This window comes from Klebsiella sp. SYXHC3, from assembly GCF_057196925.1.
In genome coordinates this window covers 506,526-530,905 of sequence record NZ_JBXUNG010000001.1, presented here as the reverse complement: position 1 = coordinate 530,905, position 24,380 = coordinate 506,526, and the positions used below count along the sequence as shown (strand labels likewise).

The following is a 24,380-nucleotide window of genomic DNA, read 5'->3' as shown; positions in this document are numbered from 1 at the left end:
TAACCAGTAATTAATTGTTCTATAAAGGGAATCGTTATGTCATTACGTCAGTTATCCGCGCCGCGTCTGCGTCGTTCTCTGTTATTAACGTCGTTACTGTTGGCAGGCAGCTTCAGCGCCCACGCCGCCGAGGAGCTCCTGCGTAAAGCGGTCGGTAAAGGCGCGTACGAAATGGCGTATAGCCAGCAGGAAAATGCGCTGTGGGTTGCCACCTCGCAAAGCCGCTCGCTGGATAAAGGCGGTATCGTCTATCGTCTGGATCCGACTACGCTCGACATCACCCAGGTTATTCATAACGACCTGAAACCGTTCGGCGCCACCATCAATAACACCACCCAGACGTTGTGGTTTGGCAACACCGTTGATAGCAGCGTGACCGCAATAGATGCCAAAACCAGCGCGGTGAAAGGGCGACTGGTGCTCGATGACCGTAAACGTAGTGATACCGTGCGCCCGCTGCAGCCGCGTGAGCTGGTAGTGAATGAGAAAACCAATACCGTATATATCTCCGGTCTGGGTAAAGAGAGCGTCATTTGGGTGGTGGATGGCGACAAGCTGACGCTGAAAGATACCATTGCCAATACCGGCGCGATGGCCACCGGACTGGCAATCGATGCTGACGCTAAACGTCTTTACACCACCAATGCCGATGGCGAACTACTGACTATCGATACCGATAGCAATAAGATCCTCTCGCGCAAGAAGCTGCAGGATGATGGTAAGGAGCATTTCTACCTGAACCTGAGCCTGGATACAGCCGGTCACCGTGCTTTCATTACCGACAGCAAGCAGCCGGAAGTGCTGGTGGTGGATATTCGTGACGGTAAAGTGCTGCAAAAAATCGCCGCGCCGGAATCCCTGGCGGTACTGTTTAACCCAGCACGCAACGAAGTCTACGTCACCCATCGCAAAGCGGGTGAAGTCAGCGTGATTGATGCTAAGACTTATAAGGTCGTTAAAACCTTTAAAACGCCGACCTTCCCGAATAGCCTGGCGCTGTCCGCCGATGGAAAAACGCTGTTTGTTAGCGTGAAACAGGAGTCAACTCGTCAGAAAGAGGCCACCGCGCCGGACGACGTTATCCGCATTGCTCTGTAATCTCTCAAGGAGGGGGAGTCCCCTCCTTACTCCGGGTCTCATCCTCTGTTACAAACCGCTATTAGCCTGATTACTATAAAGGTTATACACTTACTTTTTCCCGCGCGCGGCGGGAGAGTGGTAATCATTCTGGAGAAATTATGAAAAAGCCATATATGGTGATCTGTGCGGCGGCAATGCTGGCGCTTCTGGCTGGCTGCAGCTCTAATTACGTCATGACGACAAAAAGCGGGCAAACTATCGTGACCCACGGTAAACCGCAGTTAGATAAAGAAACCGGCATGACCAGCTATATCGATGAGTCTGGCAACAAACGCGAAATCAACAGCAGCGACGTTGCTCAACTGGTGGAAGATAATTAATTTTGCGGTGACGGTTTGCCCGCTGAGGGGCAAACCGTTATGGAGAGGCGCTTAGCGTTTTTCAACGCCCGGCGCCGTGCTGTGAACATCAGCCACGCGTTTACGTACGCCGAACCAGCCAGCGATCAGCAGCACCGCCAGCAGCGGAATGGAACCGATGGTATAGGTGCCGTTCGGGTAGTCAAAAGCCATCAACACCAGAACGCTCAGCAAGAACAACAGCGTTAGCCATGAAGTAAATGGCGCGCCCGGCATTTTAAAGCTTACATCCGCCGCTTTTCCTTCCTTGATAGCCTTACGCAGACGCATCTGGCAGATCACGATAAAGCCCCATGAGGCGATAATCCCCAATGATGCGACGTTAAGTACGATCTCAAATACCTGCGACGGTACCAGATAGTTGAGGAAGACCCCCACCACGTAGACCGCCAGCGTCGCGAGGATCCCGGCGTAAGGGACGTGATGACGGCTCATCTTTGACATAAACTTCGGCGCTGAGCCACCCATCGACATCGAACGCAGAATTCGCCCGGTGCAGTACAGGCCTGAGTTCAGGCTGGAGAGGGCGGCAGTTAACACGACGATGTTCATCACGCTGCCGATGTACGGTACGCCGAGCTTCGAGAAGAAGGTGACAAACGGGCTTTGCCCTGCCTGATAGGCGTTCCACGGCAGCAGCAGCACCAACAGCACCACGGAACCGACGTAGAACAAGCCGATACGCCAGATCACGCTGTTAATCGCTTTCGGTACCATGGTTTCCGGGTCTTTACATTCGCCTGCCGCGGTACCCACCAACTCGATGGAAGCGAAGGCGAAGACGACGCCCTGAACCAGTACCAGAGCCGGTAACAGACCGTGCGGGAAGAAACCGCCGTTGTCGGTAATCAGATGGAAGCCGGTGGCATTGCCATCCAGCGGTTTGCCGGTACCGAGGAAAATCGTGCCGACAACCAGGAACGCGACGATAGCCAGTACTTTCACCAACGCGAACCAGAACTCCATCTCAGCGAACCATTTCACGCCGATCATATTCATGGTGCCGACGATCGCCAGCGCGCCAAGGGCGAAGACCCACTGCGGAACATCGCCGAAAGCGCCCCAATAGTGCATATACAAGGCGACGGCGGTGATATCAACGATACCGGTCATTGCCCAGTTGACGAAATACATCCAGCCGGCAACGTAGGCGGCTTTTTCACCGAGAAATTCGCGAGCGTAAGAGACGAAACTACCGCTGGAGGGGCGATGGAGAACCAGTTCGCCGAGGGCGCGAAGGATGAAGAAGGAGAAGATACCGCAAACCAGATAAACCAGCGCCAGCGCCGGGCCTGCCATTTGTAAACGCGCCCCGGCGCCGAGAAACAGACCGGTCCCGATGGCGCCGCCAATGGCGATCATCTGTACCTGACGGTTGCCCATTGCTTTGTGGTAACCCGATTCGTGCGAGTTGAGCCAGTGGCGTTTCGCGGCATGATGTTCCGCCGCGTCAGTGTGTTTGTTATTCATTGATGTACCCATTTTCCTGTCAATGTCCATGAGTGGTTGTCGTATCGCGCAGCGGCGATACATCGTGCTGGCTTTCTCACTATTCTGTCGTAGAGATAAATCATGCACGGCGCTGCATCCTACACGTAACGTGATAGTGACGCACGTAAAACATTTCACAACAGCACTTACTTAAATATCAATGAGTTCAATGACGCAACGCGTCGACGAGTAGCGCAAACGCAGCGGTATGCTGACGACGGCTGGGATAATACAGATGATAACCAGGGAAGGTGGGTGTCCAGGCATCGAGTACCCGTACTAAACGACCGGCAACCAGCGCCTCCTCGACGCAATCATCCGGCACATAGGCCAGGCCGAGACCAGATTCAGCGGCATCAATGCGTTGCGGTAAGCTATTCAGCGTCAGTTGACCCTCTACATAAACCTGAAAGCCCTTACCATCATCGGTGAATTCCCAGGCGTAAATCCCGCCGCGGGTTGGTAGCCGCATATTAATACAGCGGTGCTGATCCAGTTGATAAGGCGTCTGCGGGGTGCCGTAGCGTTGTAGATAGTCGGGCGAGCCCACGACGACCATGCGCATGTCTGGGGCGATGCGTACCGCAATCATATCCTTTGCCACCTGATCGCCGAGACGAACGCCGGCGTCAAAACGGCCATCGACGATATCGGCCAGGCCGTTATCGACGGTAATTTCGATATTGATATCCGGATAACGCAACATAAATGGCTTTAATGCCGGCCACAACACCGCGCTGACGGCGTGTTCACCGGCGTTAAGGCGAATATTACCCGCCGGAAGGGCGCGGCTATCCCTCAAGGCGCCGAGCTCGCGTTCAATTTCCGTGAGATGCGGACGTAAATTCTGGAACAATTTTTCACCCGCTTCGGTGGGGGCGACGCTGCGGGTGGTACGGGTCAGCAGACGAACATCAAGCCGGGCTTCGAGGTTGCGCATCGCATGGCTCAGCGCAGATTGCGATACCCCAAGTTGGGCAGCGGCGCGGGTGAAACTGCGTTCGCGGGCGACTACCATAAACGACAGGAGATCGTTGAAGTTATCCTTTAACATGCTGTTACCGTATTTAATTTAGCGAATTCATGGCAGGAAATTGAGTCTAAACGCGGTAGACGGCTTTCGCCACAAGGATCTACGCAGCTGAAGAGAGTATATGCTGACTATCGGGAGAAAAAGGGGCTTGAAATAATCATGAAAATCAATGTAGTAGGCACTAGCGGCGTAGGGAAGTCGACACTTGCGCAACGCCTGGCGGCAGCGCTTTCTTTGCCCTACATCGAACTGGATAGGCTCTATTGGCGGCCAGAGTGGGAGGGGGCGCCGGATGAAGAGTTTTTCGCCAGCATCGCGCAGGCAACGGCCTCTGCTGGCTGGGTTCTTGATGGCAACTATAATCGCAGTCGCGCAGTCAAATGGCGTGATATTGATCTGGTGGTATGGGTAGATTATAGCTTTGTTCGCACACTATATCAGGCCATTCGCCGTGCGCTGAGTCGCGCCTGGCACCAGCAGGAGCTATGGCCGGGTACCGGTAATCGCGAAACCTTTCGTCGCACCTTCTGCAATCGTGATTCGATAATTTTGTGGACCATGAAAACGTGGCGCTCTAATCGTCAGCGCTATTTAGCGGATATGCATTCTGCGCAGTATGGTCATATCCGTTTCGTCCGTTTACGTAATCAGCGACAAACAGAGCGCTTTATTGCTGAAATTGTCCATCAGCAGGCAATGGCTGGCAGGGTGCATATCTAATTTCCGGCAGAGTACATGTGAATAAATTGTTTCTCAGTACGCGCTGCAGATTCTAATAATGCAGGCATGTTAATTAAAACGAGCCTGCGAAATGTCTTATCGAATCAGTATCCTGGATAAAAGCCCCCTTGCTCCCGGTGAAACGGCCGCTCAGGCGCTGGCGCGTACGTTAACGCTTGCGCAACAGGCAGAACGCTGGGGATATCATCGTTTCTGGATTGCCGAGCATCACAACGCGGAACAGCTGGCGAGCCCGTCGCCGGAGCTATTGATTGCCTGGATCCTCGGGCAAACCCGGCAGATCCGCGTCGGTTCCGGCGGCGTGATGCTGCAGCACTATAGCCCCTACAAAGTCGCCGAGAATTTTAATCTGCTGGCAAGCCTTGCCCCAGGGCGTGTCGATCTCGGCGTTGGCAAAGCGCCAGGCGGTTTGCCGCTTGCCACTCGCGCATTACAGCAGGGCATTCATCAGCACGAAAAGGGCAGTTTTGCCGAGCAGCTTACCCAGCTTGATAACTGGCTAACGTTGACCGAAAGCCAGGGCGAGGAGAGCCTGCGCGCGACCCCCATTCCACCGCGCCGTGCGGACGGTTTCCTGCTCGGCGCCAGCGTCGACAGCGCCCGTCTGGCGGCCAGTCTGGACTGGAACTTTGTTTTTGCCGCGCATCTCAATGGCGATAAAAACTTGTTGCAGGAAGTGCTGACGAACTGGCGCGAATTGAGCCGCCGCGAGGTGATCGTGGCCGTACAGGTTATTGTTGCGCAAGACGCCGCCAGCGCGGCCGATCTGGCGAAGCAGGTAGAGGTCTGGGGCGTCGAGCTGGCAAACGGTCAGCGGGTGACGGTGGGCAGTGAATCTCAAGCGGCGGCTTTTGCCCGTCAGGCCGGTAGCCCGCCGACGCGCATTGAGCGCCGCGAGTCCTCGCTGTTGTTTGGTACCGCAGAAGAGGTTAAAGCACAACTCGATGCCCTTCAGGCACAGTGGGGCATTGATGAGTTTATTATTGATACCCCTATTGCCGAAGGGCGTGCGCGGCTGGCGTCGTTGGGATTGCTGGCGCAGGCGCATCTTGGCGCGGAGGTAACGCCATGAATTTCGAACAACAGCTGATTAGCTGGCGGCGCGAACTGCATCAGAACCCGGAACTCTCATTACAGGAAGTGGCAACTACCGCGCGTATCCGCGACTGGTTGCAAAGCGGCGGCCTGCCGTTACTGCCTTACGAGTTAACCACCGGCGCGGTGACGGAAGTGGGCAGCGGCGATAAAATCATCGCCCTGCGCGCCGATATTGACGCGCTACCGATAGAAGAGGCCACCGGACTGCCGTTCCGCTCGCAAAATCCCGGCGTCATGCATGCCTGCGGTCACGATATACATACCAGCGTGATGCTTGGCGCGGCGTTGCTGTTAAAGGAACGAGAAGCGCAACTGCCGGGGCGGGTGCGGATCCTGTTCCAGCCAGCGGAAGAGAGTTTCGGCGGCGCAAAAACGTTGATCCGCGCCGGGGCGCTTGACGGCGTATCGGCAATCTTCGGCATGCACAATGAGCCCAATTTACCCGTTGGCGAGTTTGCCACCCGCGGCGGCCCGTTTTATGCCAACGTCGATCGCTTCGTATTCAAAGTAACCGGCAAGGGGGCGCATGCCGCCCGGCCGCATGAAGGCAAAGATGCCATCCTGCTAGCGAGCCAACTGGTGACGCTGCTACAAAGCGTCGCCAGCCGCGAAGTGAATACCCTGGATTCGGTGGTGCTCAGCGTGACGCGGATCCAGGGGGGAAATACCTGGAACGTCTTGCCGGAAAGCGTAGAGCTCGAGGGAACGCTGCGCACCCACAGTAGCGAGGTGCAGCAGCGGGTTAAGGCGAGAGTCAGCGAAATCGCCGCCGGCTTCGCCAGCGCCTTCGGCGCGCAAATCGATGTCTTCTGGTACGCCGGGCCAACGGCGCTGGTCAACGATGAACAATGGGCGGCGTTCGCCAGCGCGGCGGCCGACCGCTTCGGCTACCGCACGCATCACGCCGATTTGCATCTGGGCGGCGAAGACTTTGCCGTCTATCTGCAGCATATTCCGGGTGCTTTCGTCAGCATAGGGAGCGCCAGTGAATTCGGCCTGCATCATCCGGCCTTTAATCCGGATGAAAACGTCATTGCCCCAGCCGCGCGCTATTTCGCGGATCTGGCGGAACAGGCATTACACCATATTTAATTTTTGACAGGGTAAGGGGTCACTATGTCTGAAAAACGGCAATTACGTCTGGGGACGATTTTACATGGCGCCTCAGGAAATATGTCCGCCTGGCGTCATCCGGCGGCGCTGGCGGATGCCAGTATTAATTTTGAATTTGTGAAAGAAACGGCGCAAAAAGCCGAGCAGGGGAAACTCGATTTTATTTTTGTCGCCGACGGGTTATATATTAACGAAAAATCCATCCCGCACTTTTTAAATCGTTTTGAGCCGTTAACGGTATTATCAACGCTGGCGGCGGTGACCGATCGTCTGGGGCTGGTCGGCACGCTCTCCACCTCCTATAGCGAACCGTTCACGACCGCGCGACAGTTCGCCAGCCTTGACCATTTAAGCCACGGGCGCGCCGGCTGGAACGTGGTGACGTCGCCGCTGGAAGGCTCGGCGAAAAACTTCTCCCGCGCCCAGCATCCCGATCATGCGCTGCGCTATCGCATCGCCGACGAATATCTTCAGGTGGTTAAAGGATTATGGGATTCCTGGGAGGACGGCGCTTTTGTGCGTAATAAAGAGAGCGGTCAGTTTTTTGATAAAAATAAACTGCATACGCTTAATCATCATGGCGATTTCTTTAAAGTCGCTGGTCCTTTGAATATTGCCCGCACGCCGCAGGGACGGCCCATTATTTTCCAGGCCGGCGCCTCCGATGACGGCAAAAAATTAGCTGCTCGCCACGCCGATGCCATTTTTACCCACCAGGAATCGTTAGCCGAGGCGCAGGCGTTTTATCAGGATGTCAAAAGCCAACTGGCTGCCTATCAGCGCAGTGCGGATCAACTGCATATTTTCCAGGGCGTCAGCGTAATCGTCGGTGACGACGCGGAGGATGCGGAGCGTCAATACCAGACCACGGCGGCGCTGGTCTCGATCGACGACGCGTTGAATTACCTGGGTCGTTACTTCGAGCATCATGATTTTGCGCAATATCCGCTGGATGAACCCTTCCCGGATATTGGCGACCTTGGGCAAAACAGCTTCCGCAGCACCACCGATGAGATTAAACGCAATGCCCGTGAACGGGGATTAACCCTGCGCCAGGTGGCGCTGGAGGCCGCCAGCCCACGCCCGCGCTTCTCCGGCACGGCCAGCGACGTCGCCGACGGCTTACAGCTGTGGTTCGAACAACGCGCCGCCGATGGCTTCATTATTCAGGGCGGCACGCCGGAAACCTTCCCGCGTTTCGTTGATGAAGTGGTGCCATTGCTGCAGGCGCGCGGATTGTTCCGCCGCGACTATCCAGGCACCACGCTGCGGGAAAGCCTGGGGCTGGATCTGCCCATTAACCAATTCGAAAAATAATAAAAGAGAACCGCGCTATGCAGAAATCAACACTATTGCTGGCCTTCGCGTTGGCAATTAGCGCCCCGTCGTGGGCGCAGGACGTCAATATCAATGGCACCGGAGTTAGCCTGGAAGCCAATAAAACCCCGATTCATACGGCAAAAAATCCGCAGGCAATTGCGCTGTTGCCGAAAGATCTGCACCTGGCGGTGCCGGGGAAATTCACCGTCGCGGTTGCGGCGCTAAACTCGCCGCCGCTGACGGTGTTTTCTGATGATAACAAAACGTTGCTCGGTAGCGAGGCGGATATTGCGCGTCTGGTGGCTGACAGCCTCGGCCTCGAAGTCAACGTTGTTCCGACCTCGTGGGAAGACTGGCCGCTTGGCGTCGCCTCCGGCAAATATGATGCCGCGATCAGCAATATTACCGTTACCAAAGAGCGCAAAGAGAAGTTCGATTTCGCCACTTATCGTAAAGATTCGCTGGGTTTTTACGTTAAAAGCACCAGCCCACTGAACAAGATCGACAAAGCGGAAGATATTGCCGGGCTGAAGATTATCGTCGGCTCCGGCACCAATCAGGAGGCAATCTTACTGGCATGGAATGCGGAAAACGTTAAGCGCGGGCTTAAACCGTTTATACCGGTCTACACCAAGGATGACGCCGCGCAGACGCTGGCTCTGCAAACTGGCCGCGCCGATGCTTACTTTGGCCCTAACGTCATTGGCGCCTGGAAAGCGGCGCTAACCGGCAAAACTAAGCTGGTGGGGAGCGTGGACGGTGGCTGGCCGAAGGCGGCGCATATCGCGGTGACGTTGAAAAAAGGCAGCGGGCTGGTCAATGCCGTCCAGGCGGCGCTGAATGGCGCTATCGCCAGCGGCGATTATGCCAAAGTGCTCAATCGCTGGGGCGAAGGCGTGGAGAGCATTCCACAATCGGAAATTAACCCTGCCGGGCTGGGCGATTAACAGGAGGCGCTATGAGCGAAGCATTCCGTGATATTTCTCCGGACGCGCCGGAGCTACAGCCGATTATTAGCGGCCTGTTTGCCGAGTACGCCGCCCGTTACGGCGACTATTTTTCTCGTGATGCGGAAGTGGAGTTAACCGAATGGTATCTGCCGCCGCAGGGGCTGTTTATTGTGCTGGAGCGTGACGGCGAAATCATCGCCACCGGTGCTTACAAGCCGAAAGATCCGCACACCGCGGAAATTAAGCGGATCTGGACGCATCGTCGGCTGCGTCAACAGGGGCTGGCCGCCAGGGTTGTACAAGAACTGGAGCGTCGGGCGGTGCTGGCAGGTTATAGCCATATTTATCTCACCACCGGTTTTCGCCAGCCGGAAGCGGTAAAGCTCTATTTAAGCCAGGGGTACGAAGCACAGTTTGACCTCACTCGCGACCCGGAAGAGTACAGCCGCCCGCCCTATGATGGGCGGTTGCGGTTCACTAAAGCGCTGGCGGTTAGCGCCCTCAGCCACAGCGCTTAAGGAGGCGTCATGCAATCATCTGAAACGATTAAAGTGGTTCCGGCTCGCTATCCGCTGCGCGTCGCCGGGGCGGTATTGGCCCTGCTGGTGCTGGCGGTCGTTGTGCAGTCGGTCGCGTTCAATCCGCGCTGGGAGTGGGGGGTGTTCGCACACTGGTTCTTCGACCCGGTGATCCTTGAGGGGTTAGGGCAAACGCTGCTGCTTACACTACTTGGTACCTTTTTAAGCGTCATCTTCGGCGGCCTGTTGGCGCTGGCCCGCTTGTCGTCGTCGTGGCTGCTCAGCAGCCTGGCATGGGGGTATATCTGGCTGTTTCGTTCGCTGCCGCTAATCGTGGTGTTGATCATTCTGTACAACTTTTCATATCTCTACGACAGCTTATCGTTGGGGATCCCCTTCACCGGCATAACCTGGGCGAGCTACCAGACTATCAATGTACTGGGGCAGTTCTCCACGGCAGTAGTTGGCCTGACGCTGGTGCAGAGCGCCTATACTGCCGAAATTATCCGCGGAGGCTTTTTGGGCGTGGATCACGGGCAGTATGAGGCCGCCGCCGCGCTGGGACTCCCCGCCTGGCGACGTACGCTGCGGATCATTTTGCCGCAAGCGCTGCGCACCATTCTGCCTGCGGGGTTCAATGAAATCATTAGCCTGGCAAAAGGGACGGCGATGGTTTACGTGCTGGCGATGCCGGAATTGTTCTACACCATTCAGATGATCTATAACCGCACCCAGGAAGTGATCCCGTTACTGATGGTGGGCGCCGCGTGGTACCTGGTGATTACCAGCGTGCTTTCTGCAATTCAGTACCTGGTTGAACGCGCGCTGGCGCGCAGCGAACGGCGCTCAGCGGTGAACAGCGTGCGTAATAATCGCGTTAACCAACCGGCTCGTCAGCCGCAGGAGGCCGTCCATGCTCAACTCTCGTAATGGTCATATTTCGATAACCGGGGTCAGTAAATACTTTGGTCGTCATAAAGCGCTGGATGATGTCTCCCTGGAGATTGCGCCGGGAACGGTGACGGTGATCCTGGGGCCGTCCGGTTCGGGAAAATCGACGCTGCTGCGCACCATTAACCATCTTGAACGGGTCGATGAAGGGTTTATCCAGATTGATGGCGACTATATCGGCTATCGCCGTCAAGGCGACAAGCTGTATGAGCTGAAAGAAAAAGAGATCCTCCGCCAGCGGGTTAACGTGGGCTATGTATTTCAGAACTTCAATTTGTTCCCGCATCTGACGGTGCTGGAGAATCTGATTGAAGCGCCGATTGCCCATAAACAGGCCAGTCGCAAAGAGGCGATTGCTCGTGCGTATGAACTGTTGGACATTGTCGGTTTGCGCAACAAAGCCGATGCCTGGTCACGGCATCTTTCCGGCGGCCAGCAGCAGCGCATCGCCATCGCCCGCGCGCTGGCGCTCAATCCGCGCGTGATCTTGTTTGATGAACCTACTTCCGCGCTGGATCCAGAACTAGTTGGCGAAGTGCTCGATGTAATTAAAAAACTTGCCCGCTCCGGGACGACGCTTGTGGTGGTAACGCATGAAATCGGCTTTGCCCGCGAGGTTGCCGACCAGGTGGTGTTTATGGTCGATGGCAAAATCGTTGAACAGGGCAGCAGCGATGAAGTGTTAAATAATCCGCAACACCAGCGCACCCGGCAATTTTTATCACGGGTGCTGGCATGAGGAAATTAGCTGCCGCTCTCATGCTGCTCCTGAGCATCGGCGAGGCGCGCGCCGAACTTGATTTGCGCGCCAATGAACGGCCATTGCCGGTGACGCGAGATGATAACGCGATTAGCAAAATCCCGCCGAACTATCGTTTTGTGGAGCCCGGCGTGCTGACGGTGGCGATTTCGGCGTTAAATTCGCCGCCGCTGGCGCTGCTGGCCAGCGACAACCGTACGCGCATCGGCAGCGACCCGGACATTGCCCGTTTACTGGCGGGTAGCCTTGGACTGAAACTGAAGCTGGTGCCTACGGCCTGGGAGGACTGGCCTTTGGGGATCGCGTCAGGGCGTTACGATGTGGCGTTGATTAACATTGCGGTGACCGAGAAGCGCAAAGAGAAGTTCGATTTCGCCACCTACCGCGTTGACTCGCTGGCCTTTTCGGTCAAATCAACCAGTGAGATCACGCGGATTTCAAATGCGCAGGATCTCTCGGGGCGTAAAGTCATTGTCGGTTCTGGCACCAACCAGGAGCGGATCCTGCTGGGGTGGAATGCGGAAAACGAAGCCGCCGGCCGTCAGCCGGCGTTACCGGTTTATCTTACTGACGATGCCTCCGGCAATTTATATATTCAGTCGGGAAGGGCGGATATCTTTTTTGGTCCGCAGTCGGTGGCCTCTTATAAGGCGGCATTAAACGGGAAAACTAAAGTCGTCGGGCTGGGACCCAAAAAAGCCTGGGTGGCGACTACTACTAAAAAAGGCAATGGGCTGGTATACGCACTGCAGGCGGCGCTAAACGGCGCGATCGCTCGCGGCGAGTATCAGCAGGTGCTCGCGCGCTGGGGGGAACAGGGGGAGGAAGTCAGGCAATCGGAGGTCAATCCGCCGGGGATAACCTATTGATGCAATGATTATTCATAGCAGGGATTGCTATACTCATGGCTACATCGTGTGTCTTTTTAATGGATTAATCACTGTGGCTGAAAACCTACTCTTACTGGAGCAACGCTGGCAGCACCATCGTGAACCCGCGTTGCTCGCCGCTTCCGGCGGCGCTATCGACACCATCAGCTTCATCACCTTGTTTGGCCTGTTTACCGCCCACGTCACGGGAAACCTGGTGGTGGCCGGCGCAGCCCTGGCCACTAACAGCGAAGGTATTTTATCCAAACTGCTCGCCATTCCTGTTTTTATGCTGGCGGTGGCGATCGTTACGCTGGTTATCAAACGTCGAAAAATTATCACGCCACGCTTCCTTGGCGGCTTGTTCGTCGTCGAGATCCTGCTGTTACTGCTTTTCGGCCTGTTGGGGCTGCTGTGGCAGCCCTTTGTCGGCGCGGATAGCGCGACCGCGTTAATCACCGGCATGGCAGGCGTAATGGCGATGGGGGTGAGGAATGCAACCACCCGTTTATTATTACCCACCACCAGCCCGAGTACGATGATGACCGGCAACGTCACGCAGTTAACCATCGATGTGGTGAACTGGTGCCAGGCGCCTAACCGCGAGAATAGAGAGAAAATCAAAAAATCGGGGGCTTCGGTGCTCGGTTTTCTGCTGGGCGCAGGGCTCGGAGCGCTGGGCTACATCCTGGCGGGCTTTTACTCGGTACTTATTCCGGTGGTACTGGTGGCCATCGTCGCCTGGCGCGAATTCAGCGCCGCGCGGAATTAGTGCTACGCTAAAAGTTTTCTACGCGGGAGCTGACGATGATGAAATTGTATGGCGTGCCGGGGTGGGGCTCGGCGATAAGCGAGATGATGCTAACGTTGGCCAATATCCCTTATCAATTTATCAATGTCGATGGCTTTGACCAGCCAGGCGCGCAGCGAGAGAAACTGCTGGCGATCAACCCGCTGTGTCAGGTGCCCACTTTGCTGCTGGCTGATGGCAGCGTAATGACGGAGTCGGCGGCGATAGCGCTGATGATCCTCGACGAGCGCCCGGATCTGGCGCCGCCAGCCGGTACGCCACAGCGCCGGCAGTTTCAACGTTTGCTGATCTGGCTGGTGGCTAACGTTTATCCTACCTTCACCTATGCCGACTATCCCGAACGCTGGACAGCCTCAGCGCCTGACGAACTGCGTGAGAGCTGTCAGCAATACCGCAAATCACTGTATCTATGGCTGGAACAACAGCTGGCTGCCGCGCCTTACGCCTTGGGCGGGGATATCACGCTGTTGGATTGCTATATTGCCGCGATGTACAGTTGGGGGCCGCGCCGAGAGTGGTTCGCGGCGCATACGCCAAAGTTTGCCGCCGTGGCGCAGGCGGTTTATCGCCGTACGGAACTGCAGCAGGTACTGCGTGACAACAATCTTCTTTAAAGCACTAATTGTGACTTGCATCAGGAAACCTGTGATAGTTTTAAATTCCCAAGAATAAGGAGCCTGCTATGCCACATGTTGATATTAAATGTTTTCCCCGTGAACTGAGCGAAGAGCAAAAAAATGCGCTAGCTGCGGAAATCACTGAAGTTCTGATCCGCCATCTTAGTACAAAAGACAGTTCAGTTAGCGTTGCGCTCAATCAGGTGCAGCAGAGCGACTGGCAGCAGGTATGGGATAATGAAATCGCGCCGCAGATGGATTCTTTGATTAAGAAACCGGGATACCGAATGTAAAAGACCGGCCGCCGTTAGCGCATTTTCGTCACGCTAAATAGACTACCATCGGCCGAGGTCAATTTTACTTGAGCGAAAGATATGCCACTTTATTGATCCAGATCAATAAAAGTGGCTTTTTTTTGATTTCCATACCTTTCATTAATTTACCTTTTGTAAAGTAATTGGCCATTTAAGAATAATCCTAATCAACATAAATAACTGATAATACTGAACTATATAGTGCATTGCGCTTTGTATGTATTTAAATGTAGTTTTATGTTTTGATTATTATGCATATCAAAATTGTTTAGGCGATTGCTGATTTGCCATGTAACCTGCCTTTGAAATGATGATTTTTATCATGGAGAGATGAATGATAATAGGTAGTGCGTTACTTGGTTACCAATTAGAGGATGATTTTTTTTACTTCTTGAAGTACCGGGAAATAGCTACTGTAAGTGGTAATAGAAAAAACATCCGTCTACGAAAAACGATGGCCTGTTTAATTGAGTATTTATTTGAACATGGTCTTGAAAGAATGGTTAGTGATGAAGAGTTGATGGTACATGTCTGGGAGAAAAATGATTTAAGGCCCTCATCACAACGTTTATGGCAAGTGATGCAAAATTTACGTCGGATCCTGAAGGATATCGGCATCGAACAAGATATTATATTACGCGTTAAGACTCAGGGTTATTATATCAATAGTCATTACGTTACGAGTGTTTATTCGGTAAGAACTCATAAACCATTCTGCCAGAATAATGATGCGACCGTTCAGCTTTGTGAGCTGTCCGAGCTAAATTAATAGCCATAGGGTCTGCCGTATTCAAGGTATGCCTGTCGTTTTCATGTTAAGGTTATAAAATTGAAGGTGATAATTAATAGTAAGGATATTTGGTTCCGACTGGGCGTGGAACACTGTCTGCAACAGATAGCTTCTGACGATAATGAGATCGATTACGCTGATTTGGATTTTTGTAATCATTCTATACAGCAAGCGGATCTCATTATATTGCCGTTACATGGCTATCAAGATTACAAGCATATTTATGCGCTATCTCAATTTTATCAGGGCATGATTCTGGGTGTGAGCACCTCCAGAAACGTTCACTCACGGCGGCTTTTATTTCGCCAAAATATATTATGGATAAGCAGTCGTGAAACCATAGACAATGTTCAAAAATTATTGTTAACGATCAAGCATCGGCAATTATATCATCATGATGGTCAACCGGATTTTAGTGTAATGAAGGCAAAAGATGGGGCTCCGCTAAGCGAAAGAGAAATGATGATTATTGATCATGTCGCCAAAGGCACTCCGGTGAACGCCATTGCCAGAGCGTTGGGACTGCGGGTAAAAACCATTTATGCGCATTTAGATAAAATTAAAGCTAACTTCAACCTTAAAGGTGGAAGTCACTTTCATCGCTTCATGATAAGCCCGCCGTCTTATCACTTACTTCTAAAAGATGGTGAAAGGGAATGACGGCAGAGTTGCCGTCGTTCTGTTAATTATGTGGCGTATTCGCCTGCACGTGACGGCCGCTGGCGACAAAATTGCCGGTACCGAGATGGTGAATAGTATTGAGTTTGTCATCATCAAACTGCCAGCGCCCGCTGACGAAGGCTCGTTCATCGGCCGCGGCGGCAACCACTTCGCCAAACAGCGTATCGTATTGCTCTTGTGCCGCGGTGGCGGGTAGCAGACGGCATTCCATCCACGCCAGGCATTTCTCTTCAATTAACGGTAGCCCCAGTTCGGGCCCATTCACCACCGGGATACCGTAAGCATTGAACTTATCTTCATCACGCCCGCTCACGCTGCCGACCGCATAGACCCAACTGGCGGCGGCCACGCCCGGCACCACAATGCCAAAGGCGCCGTTACGCTCAATGATCTCCCGCGTCCAGGTGCTTTTATCCACCACAATAGCCACTCGCGGCGGGGCAAATTCAACCGGCATCGACCAGGCGGCGGACATCACGTTACGCCGTCCTGACTGCGCATCATAACTGGTGATCATAATGGTCGGGCCGTGGTTGAGCAGGCGGCTGGCGTACTGAAGTTCCACGTGGCGAAAACGGCTCATAAGCGTTCCTTGGTGAGTGGGCGAATGCCTGTAAGTAGTTTATTCACAATACAAAGGTAATCAATACATCAACGGCTATGTAAATCAGATATCAGCTGGCGCGATCGCACAAAATACACCGTCGCGGGGAAAAAATAGGCTATAAATGTCGGACACCAAAAGCTGGAGGCGTTGATGACCCCATTTTTAAGCGCGTATTTTACTCGTCTGGCCTGGACGGGAACCCCCGATGTTTCCATTGACACCCTGCGGGAGTTGCATAGCCATCATAATAGCGCGATCCCGTTTGAAAACCTGGACGTTCTGCTACCGCGTGAAATCCACCTTGACGATCGGGCGCTGGAAGAGAAGTTAATCACCGCCCGCCGCGGCGGCTACTGCTTTGAACAGAACGGGCTGTTGCAGCGGGCGCTAAGCGAGATCGGTTTCTCGGTTCGTAGCCTGTTGGGCCGCGTGGTGCTGGCGAATCCGCCGCAGATGCCGCCGCGCACCCATCGCTTGCTGCTGGTGGAGGTCGAAGGCGAACGCTGGATTGCTGATGTCGGCTTTGGGGGGCAAACCCTGACCGCGCCGATTAAGCTGCTGGCCGATATTCCGCAGCATACGCCGCATGGTGTTTACCGCCTGGTGCATGAAGGCGATGAGTGGACGCTGCAGTTTAATCATCATGAACACTGGCAGTCGATGTACCATTTCGATCTGGGGCGACAATATGCCTCTGATTATGTGATGGGTAACTTCTGGTCGGCGCACTGGCCGCAGTCCCATTTCCGCCATCATCTGCTGATGTGTCGTCATCTGCCGGACGGCGGAAAAATGACGCTCACCAATTTCCATTTTACCCACTGGGAAAATAACCATGTAGTGGAGAAGGTGGATCTTGCGGACGTGTCGGCGCTTTATGAAACGCTGCAAACCCGCTTCGGACTTGGTGTAGATGACCCGAAGCACGGCTTCAGCGAAGCCGCGCTGGCAGCAGTGATGGCGGCGTTCGATACCCATCCGGAAGCCGGGAAGTAACGCTGATGACGACGGCGAAGAAAGCGCAGTTTCGCCGTTGTAGGCCGGATAAGGCGTAGCCGCCATCCGGCGTAAAGGCTGGAGCCCTGGCCGATGAATATGACCCGGAGTCGGCGCAGGCGCCTCGTCCGGGCTACTCCGCAGGCAGCAGTCGTTGTAGGCCGGATAAGGCGTAGCCGCCATCCGGCGTAAAGGCTGGAGCCGGACCGATGAATATGACCCGGAGTCGGCGCAGGCGCCTCGTCCGGGCTACTCCGCAGGCAGCAGTCGTTGTAGGCCGGGTAAGGCGCAGCCGCCATCCGGCATAAAGGCTGGAGCCGGACCGATGAATATGACCCGGAGTCTGCGCAGGCGCCTCGTCCGGGCTACCGGGCAGGCGGCAGTCGTTGTAGGCCGGATAAGGTGTAGCCGCCATCCGGCGTAAAGGCTGGAGCCCTGGCCGATGAATATGACCCGGAGTTGGCGCAGGCGCCTCGTCCGGGCTACCGGTAAACGGGCATGGCTGGGGGCGCCAGCGCTCAGCGCCGGGAGCGCACCACCTGGTAGCGGCGGGTGAAATACTCTATCGGCGCGCTCCAGACGTGAACCAGCCGGGTGAACGGGAAGATAAGGAAGATAGTCATTCCCAGCACCAGATGGACGCGATACACCCACGCGACGCCGTCCAGATGCGCCGATGCGCCGCCGTGGAAGGTGACTACCGCCTGCGCCCAATCCACCAGTTTCAGCATTTCGCTGCCGTCCGGATGCTGGGCGGAGAACGGGATGGTCGTCAGCCCCAGCGCGCACTGAATCAGCAGAATGCACAGGATCAGGATATCCGCAGTGGTGGAGGTGGCGCGAATGCGCGGGTTGGTCAGGCGGCGCGCCAGCAGGCCAATACCGCCGACCAGGGTCAGTACGCCGCAGACACCGCCCAGCACCATCGCCATCACCTGTTTCTGCGACATCGGCAGAAACCATGAATAGACCCAGTGCGGCGTCAGCATCCCGAAGAAGTGGCCGAAGAAAATGCCGAGGATGCCGATATGGAATAAGTTCGACCACAGCACCATGCCCCGTTTATCAAGCATCTGGCTGGATGACGCGCGCCAGGTATACTGCCCGTAGTCATAGCGCAGCCAACTGCCCACCAGGAACACGGTGCCGCAGAGATAAGGGTAGATATCGTAAAAGAAGACGTTTAAATACTGTATCATTTCGGGCCTCCGGCGCGGATGTCGACGTACTGCGGCGCCACATCCTGGCTAAAGCGTCGTTGATAAGCTTGCATTGGCGAGCTATCGCAAGCGGTTGCATTATCTTCAATAAACTTCACCTGTTCCTCTTCCCACACCGCATCCAGCGCCTGGCGGGTGTCGTCACGCTTCTCACTCGCTACCTGCCTGGTGACACTGTCACTATTGAGTGGGCTATCCGCCAGCGCAAGAAGGGTGTCAAAGAGTAGATAGTAATCGCATTCGCGCTGCTTTAAGCGTCCACCGAGCAACGCCAGAATAGGCGCGACGTTCTGCAGTCCTTCACGGGCATCGGCTAATGGGAGAATGCTGAGGTATTCAAGATATAAAGGTAGGTGGTCCGGTAGTTCGCGACAATCGATCTGCAGGCCCGCCTGTTCATACTGGTTCATCAGATCGACCATCGCCTGGCCGCGGTCACGCGATTCGGCGTGTACGTGTTCAAACAGCAGCAGCGAGGTGGCGCGACCGCGTTCGAACACCTCACACCATTCGGCCTGGCGGTCGAGCAGCGGCGCCGCCAGTAATCGCCTAACAAACGGCGTCAGGACAGGCACATCGGCGCTGACCAGCGCCAGCGCCTCCTCGCGGTTATCCCACAGCGCGTCGTCGGGATACTCCAGCAACAGAGCAATGACTTTGAGGATCCGCATTACTCTCCCTCCCCATGTCGACGAACGTCCCCGACGTCAATAGCGTCGATGCGACGACTGTTGAACAGGTTGAATTTAGTATCAGAACCATGGCAACCATCGCCGAAGGTAAAACCGCAGCCGTTGCGTTCCGGGAAGGCGTCCTCCGCCAATTCGCGGTGGCTGGTGGGGATCACGAAGCGGTCTTCATAATTGGCGATCGCCAGGTAGCGATACATCTCTTCCACCTGTTCGACGCTGAGGCCCACTTCTTCAATCGCACGGGTATCGGTCACGCCTTCGACGGTTTGCGAACGTTTGTAATGGCGCATCGCCATCATGCGTTTTAACGCGCGCAAGACCGGGCCGGTATCACCGGCGCTCAGCAGGTTCGCCAGATACTGTACCGGTATACGCAGGCTTTCTACCGCCGGCAGAATGTTACCGTTACTCGGCAGGCCGCCAGCGTCGGCGACCGACTGAATCGGCGACAGCGGCGGCACGTACCAGACCATCGGTAAGGTGCGGTATTCCGGATGCAGCGGCAGCGCCAGCTTCCAGTCCATCGCCAGTTTATACACCGGTGATTTCTGCGCGGCGTCGATCACGTTATGTGGAATACCCTGTTTCAACGCCTCTTCGATGACCGCCGGATCGTTGGGGTTGAGGAACACATCACACTGGCGCTCGTAGAGGTCGGTTTCATGTTCAGTGCTGGCCGCTTCTTCGATACGGTCCGCGTCGTACAGCAGCACGCCAAGGTAGCGGATGCGGCCAACGCAGGTTTCTGAACAGACTGTCGGTTGCCCGGACTCAATACGCGGATAGCAGAAGATGCATTTTTCCGATTTGCCGCTCTTCCAGTTAAAGTAGATTTTTTTGTACGGACAACCGCTGATGCACATCCGCCAGCCGCGGCATTTATCCTGGTCGATCAGCACGATACCGTCTTCTTCGCGCTTGTAGATGGCGCCGCTTGGGCAGGTCGCCACGCAGCTCGGATTGAGGCAATGTTCGCAAAGACGCGGCAGATACATCATGAAGGTGTTTTCAAACTGGCCGTACATCTCTTTTTGCATCGCTTCGAAATTGCGGTCTTTGGCGCGTTTTTCAAACTCGCCGCCGAGTAACTCCTCCCAGTTTGGCCCCCAGGTGATCTTATCCATCCGTTCGCCGCTAATCAGCGAACGCGGGCGGGCGGTAGGCAAGTATTTGCCCTCCGGCGCGTTGTGCAGGTGCTGATAATCGTAGGTAAAGGGTTCGTAATAATCGTCAATCTGCGGCAGCACCGGGTTGGCGAAAATCTTTGACAACACGCTGACGCGGTTGCCCAGGCGCGGAGTGAGCTTGCCGCTGATACCGCGGATCCAGCCGCCTTGCCACTCGTCCTGATCTTCCCAGTTTTTGGGGTAACCAATACCTGGCTTGGTTTCCACGTTGTTGAACCATGCATATTCCATCCCTTCGCGGCTGCTCCAGACGTTTTTACAGGTGACGGAGCAGGTATGGCATCCGATGCATTTATCCAGATTCAGCACCATTCCGACTTGTGAACGTATTTTCATTTCTTCGCCTCCTGTACCTGGTCACGACCTTCGCCATCCAGCCAGTCAATATTTTTCATTTTGCGGATCATAATGAACTCGTCGCGGTTGGAGCCGACGGTGCCGTAGTAGTTAAAGCCGTAAGCCAGTTGGGCATAGCCGCCAATCATATGCGTGGGTTTAGGACAGACGCGGGTCACGGAGTTGTGGATGCCGCCCCGGCGACCGGTCACCTCCGAACCAGGAATGTTCATAATGCGTTCCTGAGCGTGATACATCATGGTCATGCCCGGCGGCACGCGCTGGCTCACCACCGCACGCGCGGTGAGGGCGCCATTGGCGTTGAAGGCTTCGATCCAGTCGTTATCTTCAATCCCCAGTTCTTTTGCGTCGGTTTCGCTTAGCCAGACGATGGGTCCGCCGCGCGACAACGTCAGCATCAGCAGGTTTTCGCTATAGGTCGAGTGGATACCCCATTTCTGATGCGGGGTCAGGAAGTTCAGCGCTTTTTCCGGGAAGCCGTTTGGCGGCACGTCCTTCATCTGGCTGACGCTGCGCGTATCGATCGGTGGGCGATAGGCCACCAGACTCTCGCCGAAAGCGCGCATCCAGGGATGATCCTGATACAGCTGTTGCCGCCCGGAGAGGGTACGCCACGGGATCAGTTCGTGAACGTTGGTATAACCGGCATTATAGGAGACATGTTCGCTTTCCAGACCAGACCACGTTGGGCTGGAGATGATCTTGCGCGGCTGCGCCTGAATATCGCGGAAGCGGATTTTCTCATCCTCTTTATTCAGCGCCAGATGAGTGTGGTCGCGGCCGGTAAATTCTCCCAGCGCTTGCCAGGCTTTCACCGCCACCTGGCCGTTGGTTTCCGGCGCCAGGCTTAAGATGACTTCACTGGCGTCGATAGCGCTGTCGATACGCGGACGGCCTTTGGCCGGACCGTCTGGCTTGACGTAGTTAAGTTTGCCGAGGAAGTCGACCTCGCTTTGCGTATTCCACGAAATGCCTTTACCGCCGTTGCCGAGCTTATCGAGTAACGGCCCCAGCGAGGTGAAGCGTTCCCAGGTGGCCGGGTAGTCACGTTCAACCAGCGCAATTGACGGCGCGGTTTTGCCTGGAATGAGATCGCATTCGCCCTTGCGCCAGTCGAGGACATCGAACGGCTGTGACAGCTCCGCCGGAGAGTCATGCTGCAGCGGTACCAGTACCACATCGGTCTCTTTATCAAGGTGGCCGACGCACACGTCAGAGAAACTTTTGGCGATGTCCTTGTAGATTTCCCAGTCGCTTTTCGCCTCCCAGGCCGGGTCGACGGCGGCGGAAAGGGGGTGGATAAACGGGTGCATGTCTGAGGTGTTCATATCGTCTTTTTCATACCAGGTGGCGGTCGGCAGGACGATATCGGAGAACAGGCAGGTACTGGACATGCGGAAATCGAGGGTCACCAGTAGATCAAGTTTGCCCTCAATCGCCGCAGTCTGCCACTCGACTTCCTCCGGCTTCACGTCAGTGGTGGAGCCAAACTCCTCGCCCTGAATACCGTTATCGGTACCGAGCAGGTACTTGAGCATGTACTCATGGCCCTTACCGGACGATCCCAGCAGGTTAGAACGCCAGATAAACAGGTTGCGTGGGTGGTTGTTGCCGCTATCCGGCTGCTCGGCGGCAAAGCGAATATCGCCTGCTTTTAACGACTGGACGGTGAACTCTGCGGGGGACAGCCCGGCGGCGTCGGCCTGCCGCTTGATGCTCAGCGGGTTAACGTTAAGCTGCGGCGCGGAGGGCAGCCAGCCCATGCGCTCGGCGCGAACGTTAAAGTCGATCATATGGCCGCTGAATTTGCTGGCGTCGGCCAGCGGTGAGAGCAACTCCTGAGCGGTCAGTTTTTCGTAGCGCCACTGGCTGGCATGGTTGTAGAAATAAGAGGTACTGTTCATCTGCCGCGGCGGACGAGTCCAGTCCAGCGCGAACGCCAGCGGCAGCCAGCCGGTCTGCGGGCGCAGTTTCTCCTGGCCGACATAGTGCGACCAGCCGCCGCCGCTCTGACCGACGCAGCCGCAGAACACCAGCATGTTGATCATCCCGCGGTAGTTCATATCCATGTGGTACCAGTGGTTCACACCGGCGCCGAGGATAATCATCGAACGGCCATGGGTTTTATGCGCCGTATCGGCAAACTCGCGGGCGATTTGTTCGATATGTTGACGCGGCACGCCGGTGATCTGCTCGGCCCATGCCGGGGTATAGGCTTTGACATCCGCGAAGTCGCGCGCGGCATTGGCATCGCCAAGACCGCGATCCAGACCGTAGTTAGCCAGCACCAGGTCATACACGCTCACCACCAAAGCGCTCTCACCATTGGCCAGCGGTAGCTGTTTAGCTGGCAGCTGATGAAGCGTTACCGGCTCCTGCTTCACGCTGCGGAAATGCGGGTTTTCGTTGCCGCCGAAGTAGGGGAAACCGACCGACACCACGCTATCGTGCATATCCAGCAGCGACAATTTTAATTCGACGTCCCGGCCGTTAGCCTGTTGTTCGAGATTCCATTTGCCTTTTTCGCCCCAACGAAAGCCGATGGAGCCGTTCGGCGCGACCAGCTCGCCTTCGGCGTTATAGGCGACGGTTTTCCATTCCGGGTTATTACTTTCTCCCAGCCCGTCAAGCAGGTCGGCGGCGCGCAGCATACGACCAGGCGCATAGCTGCCGTCGTCACGACGGTCGAGCATTACCAGCATCGGCATATCGGTATAGGTACGGCAGTAGTTGAGAAAGTAATCGCTTGGGTTATCGAGGTGGAAGGTTTTGAGGATCACGTGGCCCATCGCCATCGCCAGCGCGCTGTCGGTACCTTGCTTCGGCGCCAGCCACTGGTCGCAGAGCTTGGCGACTTCCGAATAATCCGGAGTAATGGCGATGGTTTTGGTGCCCTTGTAGCGCACTTCGGTGAAGAAGTGGGCGTCCGGGGTTCGGGTCTGCGGGACGTTTGAACCCCAGGCAATAATGTAGCTGGAGTTGTACCAGTCGGCGGATTCCGGCACGTCGGTCTGTTCGCCCCAGGTCATCGGCGAGGCGGGGGGTAAATCGCAGTACCAGTCATAAAAGCTCAGGCAGGTGCCGCCGATCAACGATAAATAGCGGGTACCCGCGGCGTAGGAAACCATCGACATCGCCGGGATCGGCGAAAATCCTGCGACGCGATCCGGACCGTAGTTTTTGATGGTCCAGACGTTGGCTGCGGCGATCAGTTGATTTAACTCTTTCCAACTGGAGCGAACAAAGCCGCCTTTACCGCGGATTTGTTTGTAGCTGCGGGTTTTCAGCGGGTCCTGCATGATGCTATCCCAGGCCTGTACCGGGTCGGGATGTTGTGCCAGGGCTTCGTGCCACAGCTCAATCAGCCGTTTGCGCGCCAGCGGGTACTTCAGGCGGTTGGCGCTGTAGAGATACCAGGAGTAGCTGGCGCCGCGCGGACAGCCGCGCGGTTCGTGATTTGGCAGGTCCGGTCGGGTGCGCGGATAATCGGTCTGCTGGGTTTCCCAGGTGACCAGGCCGTTTTTGACATAAATTTTCCAGCTACAGGAGCCGGTACAGTTCACACCGTGCGTGGAGCGGACAATTTTGTCGAATTGCCAGCGTTGCCGGTAGCTATCTTCCCAGTCACGGTTATTGTCGTAGACCTGACCGTGGCCGTTGGCGAAGGTTTCGCGTTTCTGCTTAAAGTAGCGAAAGCGATCCAGTAATTTACTCATGACATTTCTCCTGCTCCGCTAATGTCCGGCATCGTGCCATCCGGTAAAT

22 protein-coding genes and 1 pseudogene are annotated in these 24,380 nt (G+C 55.5%); 16 read left to right on the top strand and 7 right to left on the bottom strand.

All coding sequences use genetic code 11. From position 1 onward, the window contains the following. The first annotated feature begins 36 nt into the window (after nt 1-36). Nucleotides 37-1,098, top strand: a complete 1,062-nt coding sequence (yncE, locus tag AC2CGP_RS02600; protein ID WP_032714590.1) for a 7-bladed beta-propeller protein YncE — start codon at nt 37-39, stop codon at nt 1,096-1,098. Nucleotides 1,099-1,238: 140 nt separating this feature from the next. Further along, the gene (locus AC2CGP_RS02595; protein ID WP_015366425.1) at nt 1,239-1,460 is read left to right on the top strand and encodes a YgdI/YgdR family lipoprotein; all 222 of its coding nucleotides are present in this window, start codon (nt 1,239-1,241) and stop codon (nt 1,458-1,460) included. A 51-nt stretch (nt 1,461-1,511) separates the two neighbouring features. Here the strand turns inward: AC2CGP_RS02595 and ansP are convergent, their stop codons facing one another. Continuing rightward, entirely contained in the window at nt 1,512-2,969 is a 1,458-nt protein-coding gene (gene ansP / locus AC2CGP_RS02590) for an L-asparagine permease (protein WP_015366426.1), read from the bottom strand. A gap of 187 nt (nt 2,970-3,156) precedes the next feature. Next, nucleotides 3,157-4,044, bottom strand: coding sequence for a LysR family transcriptional regulator (locus tag AC2CGP_RS02585; protein WP_015366427.1), 888 nt, complete (start codon nt 4,042-4,044; stop codon nt 3,157-3,159). Nucleotides 4,045-4,182: 138 nt separating this feature from the next. On the opposite strand from AC2CGP_RS02585, the gene AC2CGP_RS02580 reads away from it, so the two are divergent. From AC2CGP_RS02580 to AC2CGP_RS02520, 13 genes and pseudogenes are all read left to right on the top strand, one after another. Further along, complete coding sequence (locus AC2CGP_RS02580) at nt 4,183-4,743, top strand: P-loop NTPase family protein (RefSeq protein WP_015366428.1); 561 nt, start codon at nt 4,183-4,185, stop codon at nt 4,741-4,743. A 91-nt stretch (nt 4,744-4,834) separates the two neighbouring features. Beyond that, nucleotides 4,835-5,836, top strand: a complete 1,002-nt coding sequence (locus AC2CGP_RS02575) for an MsnO8 family LLM class oxidoreductase (protein ID WP_032708156.1) — start codon at nt 4,835-4,837, stop codon at nt 5,834-5,836. Continuing rightward, nucleotides 5,833-6,954, top strand: coding sequence for an amidohydrolase (locus AC2CGP_RS02570; protein WP_045361011.1), 1,122 nt, complete (start codon nt 5,833-5,835; stop codon nt 6,952-6,954). The genes AC2CGP_RS02575 and AC2CGP_RS02570 overlap by 4 nt, the downstream gene beginning before the upstream one ends. 24 nt (nt 6,955-6,978) lie before the next feature. Continuing rightward, nucleotides 6,979-9,242, top strand: a pseudogene (locus AC2CGP_RS02565) (NtaA/DmoA family FMN-dependent monooxygenase). Nucleotides 9,243-9,253: 11 nt separating this feature from the next. After that, a complete protein-coding gene (locus tag AC2CGP_RS02560) occupies nt 9,254-9,763 on the top strand; it encodes a GNAT family N-acetyltransferase (RefSeq protein ID WP_020078687.1) in 510 nt (169 codons plus the stop codon). 9 nt (nt 9,764-9,772) lie between these two features. Next, nucleotides 9,773-10,693, top strand: a complete 921-nt coding sequence (locus tag AC2CGP_RS02555; RefSeq protein WP_015366434.1) for an amino acid ABC transporter permease — start codon at nt 9,773-9,775, stop codon at nt 10,691-10,693. After that, nucleotides 10,677-11,453, top strand: coding sequence for an amino acid ABC transporter ATP-binding protein (locus tag AC2CGP_RS02550; protein WP_015366435.1), 777 nt, complete (start codon nt 10,677-10,679; stop codon nt 11,451-11,453). Before AC2CGP_RS02555 ends, AC2CGP_RS02550 begins: the two co-directional genes overlap by 17 nt. Nucleotides 11,454-11,473: 20 nt before the next feature. Continuing rightward, the gene (locus tag AC2CGP_RS02545; protein ID WP_015366436.1) at nt 11,474-12,343 is read left to right on the top strand and encodes a transporter substrate-binding domain-containing protein; all 870 of its coding nucleotides are present in this window, start codon (nt 11,474-11,476) and stop codon (nt 12,341-12,343) included. A gap of 73 nt (nt 12,344-12,416) precedes the next feature. Then, entirely contained in the window at nt 12,417-13,115 is a 699-nt protein-coding gene (locus AC2CGP_RS02540; protein ID WP_045388094.1) for a YoaK family protein, read from the top strand. Between the two features lie 35 nt (nt 13,116-13,150). Continuing rightward, the gene (locus AC2CGP_RS02535; protein ID WP_047058692.1) at nt 13,151-13,768 is read left to right on the top strand and encodes a glutathione S-transferase family protein; all 618 of its coding nucleotides are present in this window, start codon (nt 13,151-13,153) and stop codon (nt 13,766-13,768) included. Nucleotides 13,769-13,836: 68 nt separating this feature from the next. Next, complete coding sequence (pptA, locus tag AC2CGP_RS02530; RefSeq protein ID WP_015366439.1) at nt 13,837-14,064, top strand: tautomerase PptA; 228 nt, start codon at nt 13,837-13,839, stop codon at nt 14,062-14,064. Between the two features lie 355 nt (nt 14,065-14,419). After that, nucleotides 14,420-14,854: a winged helix-turn-helix domain-containing protein gene (locus tag AC2CGP_RS02525; RefSeq protein WP_015705537.1), complete on the top strand. Its 435-nt coding sequence runs from the start codon at nt 14,420-14,422 to the stop codon at nt 14,852-14,854. Between the two features lie 66 nt (nt 14,855-14,920). Then, complete coding sequence (locus tag AC2CGP_RS02520) at nt 14,921-15,535, top strand: helix-turn-helix transcriptional regulator (RefSeq protein WP_323133812.1); 615 nt, start codon at nt 14,921-14,923, stop codon at nt 15,533-15,535. A gap of 22 nt (nt 15,536-15,557) precedes the next feature. On the opposite strand, the gene AC2CGP_RS02515 is transcribed toward AC2CGP_RS02520, so the two are convergent. Then, nucleotides 15,558-16,139 carry a flavin reductase family protein gene (locus AC2CGP_RS02515; RefSeq protein WP_015366443.1) on the bottom strand — a complete coding sequence of 194 codons (582 nt, stop codon included), beginning with the start codon at nt 16,137-16,139 and terminating at the stop codon, nt 15,558-15,560. A 174-nt stretch (nt 16,140-16,313) separates the two neighbouring features. On the opposite strand from AC2CGP_RS02515, the gene nhoA reads away from it, so the two are divergent. Further along, complete coding sequence (nhoA, locus tag AC2CGP_RS02510; protein ID WP_015366444.1) at nt 16,314-17,159, top strand: N-hydroxyarylamine O-acetyltransferase; 846 nt, start codon at nt 16,314-16,316, stop codon at nt 17,157-17,159. 518 nt (nt 17,160-17,677) lie between these two features. Here the strand turns inward: nhoA and narI are convergent. From narI to AC2CGP_RS02490, 4 genes are read right to left on the bottom strand one after another with little or no spacing between them, the layout of a single operon-like run. Continuing rightward, nucleotides 17,678-18,358, bottom strand: coding sequence for a respiratory nitrate reductase subunit gamma (gene narI / locus AC2CGP_RS02505; protein ID WP_015366445.1), 681 nt, complete (start codon nt 18,356-18,358; stop codon nt 17,678-17,680). Continuing rightward, nucleotides 18,355-19,050, bottom strand: a complete 696-nt coding sequence (narW, locus tag AC2CGP_RS02500; RefSeq protein WP_213759311.1) for a nitrate reductase molybdenum cofactor assembly chaperone — start codon at nt 19,048-19,050, stop codon at nt 18,355-18,357. Before narW ends, narI begins: the two co-directional genes overlap by 4 nt. After that, a complete protein-coding gene (narH, locus tag AC2CGP_RS02495; RefSeq protein ID WP_015366447.1) occupies nt 19,050-20,594 on the bottom strand; it encodes a nitrate reductase subunit beta in 1,545 nt (514 codons plus the stop codon). The genes narW and narH overlap by 1 nt, the downstream gene beginning before the upstream one ends. Then, nucleotides 20,591-24,331, bottom strand: coding sequence for a nitrate reductase subunit alpha (locus AC2CGP_RS02490; RefSeq protein WP_213759310.1), 3,741 nt, complete (start codon nt 24,329-24,331; stop codon nt 20,591-20,593). Before AC2CGP_RS02490 ends, narH begins: the two co-directional genes overlap by 4 nt. Nucleotides 24,332-24,380: the final 49 nt, after the last annotated feature.

Bases quoted from the DNA above. Each gene is read 5' to 3' on its own strand.
- yncE (WP_032714590.1), top strand. From the start codon at position 37: ATGTCATTACGTCAGTTATCCGCGCCGCGTCTGCGTCGTTCTCTGTTA.
- AC2CGP_RS02595 (WP_015366425.1), top strand. From the start codon at position 1,239: ATGAAAAAGCCATATATGGTGATCTGTGCGGCGGCAATGCTGGCGCTT.
- ansP (WP_015366426.1), bottom strand. From the start codon at position 2,969: ATGAATAACAAACACACTGACGCGGCGGAACATCATGCCGCGAAACGC.
- AC2CGP_RS02585 (WP_015366427.1), bottom strand. From the start codon at position 4,044: ATGTTAAAGGATAACTTCAACGATCTCCTGTCGTTTATGGTAGTCGCC.
- AC2CGP_RS02580 (WP_015366428.1), top strand. From the start codon at position 4,183: ATGAAAATCAATGTAGTAGGCACTAGCGGCGTAGGGAAGTCGACACTT.
- AC2CGP_RS02575 (WP_032708156.1), top strand. From the start codon at position 4,835: ATGTCTTATCGAATCAGTATCCTGGATAAAAGCCCCCTTGCTCCCGGT.
- AC2CGP_RS02570 (WP_045361011.1), top strand. From the start codon at position 5,833: ATGAATTTCGAACAACAGCTGATTAGCTGGCGGCGCGAACTGCATCAG.
- AC2CGP_RS02560 (WP_020078687.1), top strand. From the start codon at position 9,254: ATGAGCGAAGCATTCCGTGATATTTCTCCGGACGCGCCGGAGCTACAG.
- AC2CGP_RS02555 (WP_015366434.1), top strand. From the start codon at position 9,773: ATGCAATCATCTGAAACGATTAAAGTGGTTCCGGCTCGCTATCCGCTG.
- AC2CGP_RS02550 (WP_015366435.1), top strand. From the start codon at position 10,677: ATGCTCAACTCTCGTAATGGTCATATTTCGATAACCGGGGTCAGTAAA.
- AC2CGP_RS02545 (WP_015366436.1), top strand. From the start codon at position 11,474: ATGCTGCTCCTGAGCATCGGCGAGGCGCGCGCCGAACTTGATTTGCGC.
- AC2CGP_RS02535 (WP_047058692.1), top strand. From the start codon at position 13,151: ATGATGAAATTGTATGGCGTGCCGGGGTGGGGCTCGGCGATAAGCGAG.
- pptA (WP_015366439.1), top strand. From the start codon at position 13,837: ATGCCACATGTTGATATTAAATGTTTTCCCCGTGAACTGAGCGAAGAG.
- AC2CGP_RS02525 (WP_015705537.1), top strand. From the start codon at position 14,420: ATGATAATAGGTAGTGCGTTACTTGGTTACCAATTAGAGGATGATTTT.
- AC2CGP_RS02515 (WP_015366443.1), bottom strand. From the start codon at position 16,139: ATGAGCCGTTTTCGCCACGTGGAACTTCAGTACGCCAGCCGCCTGCTC.
- nhoA (WP_015366444.1), top strand. From the start codon at position 16,314: ATGACCCCATTTTTAAGCGCGTATTTTACTCGTCTGGCCTGGACGGGA.
- narI (WP_015366445.1), bottom strand. From the start codon at position 18,358: ATGATACAGTATTTAAACGTCTTCTTTTACGATATCTACCCTTATCTC.
- narW (WP_213759311.1), bottom strand. From the start codon at position 19,050: ATGCGGATCCTCAAAGTCATTGCTCTGTTGCTGGAGTATCCCGACGAC.
- narH (WP_015366447.1), bottom strand. From the start codon at position 20,594: ATGAAAATACGTTCACAAGTCGGAATGGTGCTGAATCTGGATAAATGC.
- AC2CGP_RS02490 (WP_213759310.1), bottom strand. From the start codon at position 24,331: ATGAGTAAATTACTGGATCGCTTTCGCTACTTTAAGCAGAAACGCGAA.